The organism is Streptomyces sp. UG1 (assembly GCF_049974585.1).
Taxonomy (GTDB): domain Bacteria; phylum Actinomycetota; class Actinomycetes; order Streptomycetales; family Streptomycetaceae; genus Streptomyces.
On record NZ_JBNGGG010000002.1, the window covers coordinates 362,896 to 372,413 of the forward strand.

At 70.4% G+C, this 9,518-nt stretch carries 7 protein-coding genes; 5 read left to right on the plus strand and 2 right to left on the minus strand.

Going from position 1 to position 9,518, the window contains the following annotated elements:
- The first annotated feature begins 12 nt into the window (after window positions 1–12).
- From ACP4J3_RS03870 to ACP4J3_RS03880, 3 genes are all read left to right on the plus strand, one after another.
- The gene (locus ACP4J3_RS03870) at window positions 13–1,254 is read left to right on the plus strand and encodes a sugar ABC transporter permease (protein ID WP_426530354.1); all 1,242 of its coding nucleotides are present in this window, start codon (window positions 13–15) and stop codon (window positions 1,252–1,254) included.
- A gap of 75 nt (window positions 1,255–1,329) precedes the next feature.
- Window positions 1,330–1,962, plus strand: coding sequence for a DedA family protein (locus ACP4J3_RS03875; protein WP_426530381.1), 633 nt, complete (start codon window positions 1,330–1,332; stop codon window positions 1,960–1,962).
- A gap of 185 nt (window positions 1,963–2,147) precedes the next feature.
- Complete coding sequence (locus ACP4J3_RS03880) at window positions 2,148–7,121, plus strand: family 43 glycosylhydrolase (protein WP_426530356.1); 4,974 nt, start codon at window positions 2,148–2,150, stop codon at window positions 7,119–7,121.
- A gap of 83 nt (window positions 7,122–7,204) precedes the next feature.
- Here the strand turns inward: ACP4J3_RS03880 and ACP4J3_RS03885 are convergent, their stop codons facing one another.
- Entirely contained in the window at window positions 7,205–7,327 is a 123-nt protein-coding gene (locus tag ACP4J3_RS03885; protein WP_426530358.1) for a hypothetical protein, read from the minus strand.
- Window positions 7,328–7,373: 46 nt separating this feature from the next.
- On the opposite strand from ACP4J3_RS03885, the gene ACP4J3_RS03890 reads away from it, so the two are divergent.
- Window positions 7,374–7,751 (plus strand): DUF779 domain-containing protein, encoded by a 378-nt coding sequence (locus tag ACP4J3_RS03890; protein WP_426530360.1) that lies wholly within the window; start codon window positions 7,374–7,376, stop codon window positions 7,749–7,751.
- A 76-nt stretch (window positions 7,752–7,827) separates the two neighbouring features.
- Entirely contained in the window at window positions 7,828–9,105 is a 1,278-nt protein-coding gene (locus tag ACP4J3_RS03895; protein ID WP_426530362.1) for a phosphodiester glycosidase family protein, read from the plus strand.
- Window positions 9,106–9,120: 15 nt separating this feature from the next.
- On the opposite strand, the gene ACP4J3_RS03900 is transcribed toward ACP4J3_RS03895, so the two are convergent.
- Window positions 9,121–9,315: a hypothetical protein gene (locus ACP4J3_RS03900; protein WP_107912016.1), complete on the minus strand. Its 195-nt coding sequence runs from the start codon at window positions 9,313–9,315 to the stop codon at window positions 9,121–9,123.
- Between the last annotated feature and the right edge of the window lie 203 nt (window positions 9,316–9,518).

Genomic DNA, 9,518 nt, shown 5'->3' on the forward strand with positions numbered 1-9,518 from the left:
GGGACGCGCGACATGGCGGACAGCACCCCGCAGGCCCAGCCCGACGGCCCCCGCGGGCAGAGCGTCGGCCGGGCCGTGGAGAACGGGGTCGCCTACGCGCGGCGCAAGCTCCGGGCCGGTGAGGTGGGGTCGCTGCCCGTGATCCTCGTCCTCGCCATCGTCTGGATCACCTTCCAGTCCCTCAACGAGAACTTCCTCTCGCCTCGCAACCTGTCCAACCTCAGCGTGGACATCGTGGGCACCGGCCTGATCGCCGTCGGCATCGTCTTCGTGCTGCTGCTCGGCGAGCTGGACCTGTCGGTCGGCTCGATCAGCGGACTGGCGGCGGCCATCTTCGCCGTGCTGAACGTCAGCAACGGCGTACCGGAGTGGCTCGCCCTCATCATCGCCGTACTCGCCGGCACGGCGGCGGGCACCGTGCAGGGCTATTCCTTCGCCAGAACCCGGGTGCCGGCGTTCGTCGTCACGCTCGCCGGGCTGCTCACCTGGAACGGCCTGATGCTCTACATCCTGGGCACCAGCGGCACCATCAACCTCGACGAGAACGGCCTCGTCGCCAAGCTGACCAGCTACTACTTCACCGACGACGCCGTCGCCTACGGCCTTGCCGCGCTCGCCGCCGGTCTCGTCTTCCTCGTGTCCTACCTGGACCGGCGGCGCCGCCAGGCCGCCGGGATGCCGCACCGCTCGCTCCAGGTCATCGGGCTGCGCGCGGGAGCGCTCGCGGTGATCGCGTTCACCGGCGCCTATCTGCTCAACCGGTTCCAGGGCCTGCCCCTCGCCCTGCTGATCTTCCTCGTGGTGGTGGCCGGCCTCGACATCCTGCTGCGCCGCACCCACTACGGGCGGCAGGTCTACGCCCTCGGCGGCTCGGTCGAGGCGGCCCGCCGCGCCAGTCTGCACGTCACCCGGGTGCAGACCGCGGTGCTGGCCGTCTCGGGCACCATGGCCGCGATCGGCGGCCTGTTCCTGGCCTCGCGGATCACCTCCGTGAGCCAGAGCTCGGGCTCGGGCGTGCTGCTGCTCAACGCCATCGCGGCGGCCGTCATCGGCGGCACCAGCCTGTTCGGCGGGCGCGGTTCCACCTGGTCGGCGGTGCTCGGCATGCTGGTCATCCAGTCGATCTCCTCGGGCATGGCGATCACGGACACACCCGCCGCCGTCCAGTTCATGATCACCGGCGGGGTGCTGTTCGCCGCCGTGGTCATCGACGCGCTGTCACGGCGCTCCCAGGAGGCGCATGGGCGGGCTTGAGCGTGCCGCGCGGGGCCGCGGTCACGGGATGCTGGAGGTGAGCGCGACCGGCGAGGACGGTCGGAGGTGAGGGCAGTGATCGCCGTCAACCCGATGGACAGCGACTCGGTGCTGGCGGCCTTCGGCGCCCTCGGGGTCCTCGTGGTGATCTTCGCGGAGTCGGGCCTGCTCGTCTTCGGCTTCTTCCTGCCCGGCGACACCCTGCTCTTCCCGGCGGGCGTGCTGTGCGCGGCCAGTGCCGGCCAGGCGCCCCAGCTTGTGCTGTGGCAGGTGCTGCTGTGCGCGGCCGTCGGTGCCGTGGCCGGGGGCCAGGTCGGCTTCCTGCTCGGCCGGCACGGCGGCCGGGCCCTGCTGGCCCGCACGTCGAGACGGCGCGTGCGCGAGGCAGCGGCGCGCGCGGAGAAGCTCCTGGCCCGCTACGGCTATGGGAAGGCCCTGGTGATCGGTCGGTTCATCCCGATGGTGCGAACCGTCCTGCACCCGGCGGCCGGAGCACTGGGCGTGCCCACCCGGACCTTCACCGTCTGGCAGATCGTCGGCGGCCTGGTCTGGTCGCAGAGCCTGGTCATGGCCGGATACGCCCTCGGCGCCACCGTCCCCGACGCCGACACGTTCCTGCTGCCGCTGATCGCCCTCGTCGTCGTGGTCTCCCTGCTGCCTCTGATCCCCGTACTGACGGAGGCCCGCCGGGACCGGCGCGAGCGCTGACGCCTCCTACTTGGTCCATGGATGACGATTTCCGGGAAGCCGAGCGTTCGACCTGTCGGACATTGTTCGAAAACCCTTGACGCTGTGCCACACCTCGATTGACACTCTCGCAACACGACGTCACACAGCCGAAACGGCAGGGTGCCCGCGGCCGAGGCCCCGCCATGCCTCAGCAGGGGATCCACATGCCGTACATCGCACGCGTCCGTGCCCGCGCGAGACGCCTGGCGGGCCGACTCGCCGGGCTCACCGCCGCGTCGCTGGTGCTGGGACTCGCCGCACCCGCCCTACCCGCACAGGCCGCCGACCCGGCCGAAGCGGCGGAGATCACCGACGGCCTCGCCCTCTGGTACAAGTTCGACGCCGCCTCCGGCAGCACCGTCACCGACGCCTCCGGCAACGGCCGGGACGCGACGGTGAACGGCACCGCCGACTGGTCGGGCACCGGCCAGGGGCTCGCCTTCAACGGCTCCGACACCTACGTCAAGGTGCCCGACGACGTGCTGAAGGGCATGGACTCGATCTCCGTCTCGTTGGACGTGATGGTCGACTCGGCCCAGAGCACGCCGTACTTCATCTACGGCTTCGGCAACTCCAGCGGCGGCAACGGCAACGGGTATCTGTTCACGACCGGCAACTCGCTGCGGACGTCCATCGCGACCGGCAACTGGTCGACCGAGCAGACCACCAGGCCCGCCGACTCCCACAACCTGACCCGCTCGGTCTGGAAGCACCTCACCTACACCCAGACCGGCGGCACCGGTGTGCTGTACGAGGACGGCGTCGAGGTCGGCCGCAACACCGCCGTCAGCATCACCCCGGGCGCCATCGGCTCCGGCACCACCACCGCCAACCACATCGGCAGGTCGGTCTACTCCGGCGACAAGCTCTTCAAGGGCCGGATCCGCGACTTCCGGGTCTACGACCGCGCCCTCGCCGGCTCCGAGGTCGAGCGACTCGCCCTCCCTGTCGCGACACAGGGCGTCGCCGACGACAAGGCCGCGCTGAGCCTCGGCGACACCAGCGCCGTCACGGCCGACCTCGACCTGCCGAAGACCGGCACCGCAGGCGGCTCCTCGATCAGTTGGGCCAGCGACGACCCTGCCGTCGTGTCCGACTCCGGCAAGGTGACCCGCCCCGCCGCCGGCGAACCCGACGGCCACGCCACGCTCACGGCGACCCTGAGGAAGGGCACCGTGACCGACACCAGGACCTTCGAGGTCACCGTGGTCCCCGCCTTCGACGACGAGACGGCCACCGAGCGGGCGGCCGAGGAGCTGACGGTCCACAACCTCGACGACGTACGCGGCAACCTCACCCTCCCGGCGACCGGCTCCTACGGCACCGACGTCACCTGGTCCTCCGCGAAGCCGGACGTCATCACCTCCGACGGCCTGGTCCACCGCCCCGCGCACGGCGCCGGCGCCACCACCGTCGAACTCACCGCCACCGTCACCAAGGGCGAGGCGAGCACGACCCGCGCCTTCATGGCGAAGGTGCCCGAGCTGCCGAGGCAAGAGGCCCTCAAGGGCTATATGTTCAGCTACTTCACCGGCGAGGGCACGGCCGACGGCGAGCAGCTCTACGCCGCCCTCAGCAAGGGCAACGACCCGCTGAAGTGGCGGGAGTTGAACGACGGCAAGCCCGTCCTGACCTCCACGCTCGGCGAGAAGGGCCTGCGCGACCCGTTCATCATCCGCTCCCCCGAGGGCGACAAGTTCTACCAGATCGCCACCGACCTCAGGATCTACGGCAACGGCGACTGGGACGCCGCCCAGCGCACCGGCAGCAAGTCCATCATGGTCTGGGAGTCCACCGACCTGGTCCACTGGACGGACCAGCGGCTGGTCAAGGTCTCCCCGGACAGCGCGGGCAACACCTGGGCGCCGGAGGCGTTCTACGACGCCGAGCGCGGCGAGTACGTGGTCTTCTGGGCGTCGAAGCTGTACGACGACGAGGCGCACTCCGGCAGCACGTACAACCGCATGATGTACGCGACCACCCGCGACTTCCACACCTTCAGCGAGCCCAAGGTGTGGATCGACCGCGGCTACTCCGTCATCGACTCCACGGTGATCGAGCACGACGGCACGTACTTCCGCCTGTCCAAGGACGAGCGGAACAACACCTCCTCCACCCCCAACAGCAAGTTCATCTTCGAGGAGAAGAGCGACTCCCTCCTCGACCTGTCCTGGACCGCGGTCGCCGAGGGCATCGGCAAGGGCGCGATGAACGCGGCCGAGGGACCGCTGGTGTTCAAGTCGAACACCGAGGACAAGTGGTACACCTTCCTCGACGAGTTCGGCGGCCGCGGCTACATCCCCTTCGAGACGACCGACCTCGCCTCCGGCACCTGGACCCCGTCCACCGACTACGACCTGCCGGCCAAGCCCCGCCACGGCACGGTGCTCCCGGTGACGCAGGCCGAGTACGACCGTCTGCTGCGCGCCTACCAGCCGGACCAGTTGGTGGCGAGTGTCGAGGACGTGAGCGTGAAGACGCGGATCGGTCAGGCGCCGGTCCTGCCGGCCACCGTGATCGCCGAGTACGCCGACGGGGTGAAGCGGCCCGTCGCCGTCTCCTGGGCGGACGTCCCGGAGTCAAAGTACGCGCAGGCCGGCACCTTCACCGTGACCGGCAGCCTGCCCGACGGCGCCGCGCTGCCCGTCCGCGCCGAGGTCACCGTCTCGCAGGAGGGCGCCGACGTCCCCGCCGACCTGCTGCTGCGGTACGACTTCGACGAGACGGGCGGCAACATCGCCCGTGACGCCAGCGGCCACGGCCACCACGGCACCTACGTCCGTACGCCCGACTTCGGCACCGGGGTCGACGGCGGCTCGTTCCGGATGTCCGGCGACTCGACCTCGCCGTATGTGAAGATCCCGAACGGCGTGCTGAAGAACGCCGACAGCGTCACCGTCTCGACGTACGCCAAGTGGAAGGGCGGCGCCAACTTCCAGTGGCTGTTCGGGCTCGGTCCGGACAGCGACAAGTACCTGTTCGCGACCCCGTCCAACGGCGGCTCCAGCCTCTACTCGGCGATCACGAAGGCCAGTTGGTCGGCGGAGTCGAAGCTGACGGCGGGCTCGCGGCTCACGCCCGGCGAGTGGCGGCACGTCACCGTCACCCTCGACGGCTCGACCGGCGCGATGGTCCTCTACGTGGACGGCGTCGCGGCGGCGCGTACGACGACCACCATCAAGCCGTCCGAGCTGTACGACGCGAACAAGGACTACAGCGGCTACATCGGCAGGTCCCTGTACGCGGCCGACCCGTACTTCGGCGGCGAGGTCGACGACTTCCGCGTCTACGACCGGGCCCTGACGGCCGCCGAGGTCATGGAGCTGAGCGGCAACACCGCCGGCATCGCCGGGGCGACGCATCCGGCGCTGAAGGTCGACGCGCTCATCGACGACGCCGGCGGCAGGATCACGCTGCCGATGAAGGAGGGCACCGATCTCACCGCGCTCGCCCCGGAGTTCACCCTGGCCAACGGCGCGGCGATCAGCCCCGCCTCCGGCAGCGTGCAGGACTTCAGCGAGCCGGTGACGTACGAGGTCACGGGCTCCGACGGCGAGAAGCGCACCTGGACGGTCGCGGCGCTCATCATGAAGAGCCCGGTCCTGCCCGGTCTCAACGCCGACCCGAACATCGTCCGCTTCGGCGACACCTACTACATCTACCCGACCACGGACGGCTTCCCGGGCTGGAGCGGCACGCAGTTCAAGGCGTACTCCTCCACCGACCTGGTCCACTGGAAGGACCACGGCGTCATCCTCGACCTCGGGCCGGACGTCAGCTGGGCCGACGCCCGGGCCTGGGCGCCGACGGCCACGGAGAAGAACGGCAAGTACTACTTCTACTACTCCGCCGACACGAACATCGGAGTCGCGGTCTCCGACTCACCCACCGGCCCGTTCAAGGACCCCCTGGGCAAGCCGCTGGTCGCCCGCGGCGCGCACACGGGCCAGATGATCGACCCGGCGGTCTTCACCGACGACGACGGCCAGTCGTATCTGTACTGGGGCAACGGCCGTGCCTACGTCGCCCCGCTGAACGACGACATGACCTCCATCGACACATCGAAGGTCAAGGACATCACCCCGAGCGGCTACAACGAGGGCACCTTCGTCGTCAAGCGCAAGGGCACCTACTACTTCATGTGGTCGGAGAACGACACCCGCGACGAGAACTACCGCGTCGCCTACGCGACCGGCCCCTCCCCCACCGGCCCGTGGACCAAGCACGGCGTGATCCTGGAGAAAGACCTCTCCCTCGGTATCAAGGGACCCGGCCACCACTCAGTCGTCCACGTCCCGAAGACCGACGAGTGGTACATCGCCTACCACCGGTTCGCCATCCCCGGCGGTGACGGCACCCACCGTGAAACGACCGTCGACAAGCTGGAGTTCGACGCCGACGGGCTGATCAAGAAGGTCGTCCCGACCCTGACGGGCATCGACCCGATCGTCAACCGGACCCCGGCGATCACCTCCGCCACGGGCCCGACGGCCCCCGTGCCGGCCGGCCACCGCGCCACCGTCACGGCCGAGTTCCGGGACGCCGACGTCGGCGACACCCACACCTGCCGGGTCGACTGGAAGGACGGCACCGAGCCGACGGAGGGCAAGGTCGAGGGCGGCGAATGCCGGGCCGAGCACAGCTACGCCAAGGCCGGCATCCGGCGTCCGGTCGTCACCGTCACCGACAACGACGACGCCTCGGACCGCACCACCCTGCCGGAGCTGATCGTCTACGACCGCGCCGCCGGTCCCGCGCTGGGCACGGGCCTGATCACCTCGGCGGCCGGGGCGTACCCGGCCAAGCCCACCCTGAGCGGCAAAGCGGTCTTCTCCTTCGCCGCCTCGTACACGAAGGCAGCCACCGCTCCCCTCGGCAAGGCCACCTTCGACTTCGGGCGGGCCCGCCTGAAGTTCCGCTCCACGGGCTCCGACTGGCTGGTGGTGAGCGGCTCCCGGGCGGTCTACCAGGGCGTCGGCGAGGTCAACGGCAGCGGCGGCTACGGCTTCCGTGTCACCGCCACCGACGCCCCGGACACCTTCCGTATCAGGATCTGGAAGAAGTCCACCGGCGACGTCGTGTACGACAACGCCACCGGCGCACGGCCCGCGGGCTTCGTCACCGTCGGCCGCCGCTAGCAGCGCCTTCTGTGCCCTGAGCCGACGCCGAGACCTCGGCCCGGCTCAGGGCCTTGCCGTGTCCCCGGGGGGGGCGGGCCGCGCTACTCCCGGACCACCGCGTTGCGCCGCACCGGCACGGACGAGGTGCCGCCGGCGAAGAGTTCGGGCGAGTGGGCGCGGATGCGTTCGATGTCGCTGAAGACGGCGCGCAGATGGGTGCGCATGGCGGTGCAACCCTCTCGCAACGTTCCCCGTGCTGCCCTTGCTCCCATGGATGAGGAGACCCCGCTGTACGAGGAGACCCCCCGCGTCGAACTCACCCCCGCGGCCGCCGATCTGCTGCGCCGTCTGCGCGCGACGCACGGCCCGCTGATGTTCCACCAGTCCGGCGGCTGCTGCGACGGCAGCGCGCCGATGTGCTACCCGGAGGGCGAGTTCCGTACCGGCGACTCGGACGTGCTGCTCGCGGAGCTTCAGGTCGAGGGGGTGGTCGAGCCGGTGACGTTCTGGATGTCGCGCAGTCAGTACGAGGTGTGGAGCCACACCCGGCTGATCGTCGACGTGGTCGAGGGCCGGGGCAGCGGGTTCTCCCTGGAGGCACCCGAGGGGGTGCGTTTCCTCACCCGTTCTCGTGTAGTCGGCGCCTAGAAACCCGGCCGGTCATCGCCGTCTGGTGCACTTCCCCTGAGTCCTGGGACATTTGACGAGACCTCAGGGGGCAAGCGTGACGCTTCGTCAGAAACGGCTCGCATCGGCAAGAGCGGCACTCACGCTGTTCACGGCACTCGGCGCGCTGGCCGGTGCGGCCCTGGTGGGGGCGGCACCGGCCGGCGCCGCGCAGCGGGGCACTCCGATCGCGCCGGGTGTCGGCTACGACGAGTTCGACATCCCGGCGGCGAAGGGCACGGCGCACGCCCATGTGCTCACCGTCGACCTGCGCGATCCGCGTGTACGGCTCGATCTGCTGTACCCGGGAGCGGTGGCGGCGCGGGCCACGATCTCGCAGCAGGCCACCGCGCAGGGTGCCGTGGCGGGCGTGAACGGCGACTTCTTCAACATCAGCGAGTCCCAGCACCCCGGGGTCGAGGTGACCGGCGCGAGCGTGGGACCGGCCGTCGCGCACGGCTGGGCGCTGAAGGGGGCGGTGCCGAACGGCCAGCGCTTCGGGCCGGCGCTGCCGCCCGGCACCAGCACCGAGGATGTGTTCGGAGTGGGCGTGGACCGCCGGGCCCGGCTCGACGGCCTGAGCCTGGAAGGCTCGATCCGCACGCCCGAGGGGCGGCTGCCGCTGGGCGGGCTCAACCAGTACGCGCTGCCGGAGGGCTCCATCGGGGCGTTCACCAGCAAGTGGGGCGGCGTGTCCCGGGTGCGCGCGACATGCGGCACGGACGTGGACCGGGGGGCGCCGTGCAGCGCCGACACCCACGAGGTGACGATCCGTCACGGCCGGGTCGTGTCGATGGCCGACACGCCCGGCAGCGGTCCGATCGCGCCGGGCACCACCGTCCTGGTGGGCCGGGAGGAGGGCGCGCAGCGGCTGCGGAAGCTCTTCGCGGGCGAGCGAAGCGAGATGGGGGTCCCCCCGGCCGGAGGCTGGGGGAGGGTGGCGGTACGGCACCGGCTGGTGGCGTCGGCGTCCCGGATCCCGTACCGCTTCGCCCTGGGCGGCTACCCGGTGCTCGACGACGGCCGGCCGCTGCCGGGCCTGGACGACCGGACGTCGGCCGTGCGCACCGCCGTCGGCATCACGGCCGGCGGCCGCCGACTGGTGCTGCTCGCGCTGGACGGGGCGCCCGAGTACCGCACCGGCCTGACCATCGCGGAGGTCGCCTCCGTCATGCGGGACCTGGGCTCGGACGACGCCTTCAGCCTGGACGGCGGCGGCTCCTCGACACTGGTCGCGCGCGAACCGGGAGCGGCGGCGGTGTCCGTGCGCAACCACCCCTCCGGCGGCAAGGAGCGCCCCGTCCCCAACGGCATCGGAGTGTTCTCGACTTCCTGACCGGTCCTCTCACGGTCACGGTCTGAGGCTGCTGACGATGTCCGCCGTGGCCGTCAGACCGCTGTTGATGGTGGGTGCCATGCTCGTGCTGGCCAGGTAGAAGCCGAGCAGCAGGCACACCAGCGCATGGGTGATCTTCAGCCCGCCGTTGCGCACGAAGATCACCGCAAGGATGAACAGCAACAGCACCACAGAGATGGAAATGGCCATCGTCAACCTCCTCCGCCACGCCGCCTTGCCCGGTTCACGGCGTTCGGCCGTAAGTGTGGCGTAGCGGAGGGTTCGTCCGGGCGGCTGACCTGTACTCCGAACGAGTGGTGTCCCGGCGCGGTGCGGCTAGGGCCTGTTGCGAAAGTGGATCTTGTTCGTTGATGATCACGTCCCGTGGGACGTGGGGATCTGACGAACGGCCA

What these genes read in the sequence shown, in the direction of transcription:
- ACP4J3_RS03885 (WP_426530358.1), bottom strand. Translation starts at nt 7,327, where the DNA reads ATGCGCACCCATCTGCGCGCCGTCTTCAGCGACATCGAACGCATCCGC.
- ACP4J3_RS03880 (WP_426530356.1), top strand. Translation starts at nt 2,148, where the DNA reads ATGCCGTACATCGCACGCGTCCGTGCCCGCGCGAGACGCCTGGCGGGC.
- ACP4J3_RS03890 (WP_426530360.1), top strand. Translation starts at nt 7,374, where the DNA reads ATGGATGAGGAGACCCCGCTGTACGAGGAGACCCCCCGCGTCGAACTC.
- ACP4J3_RS03870 (WP_426530354.1), top strand. Translation starts at nt 13, where the DNA reads ATGGCGGACAGCACCCCGCAGGCCCAGCCCGACGGCCCCCGCGGGCAG.
- ACP4J3_RS03900 (WP_107912016.1), bottom strand. Translation starts at nt 9,315, where the DNA reads ATGGCCATTTCCATCTCTGTGGTGCTGTTGCTGTTCATCCTTGCGGTG.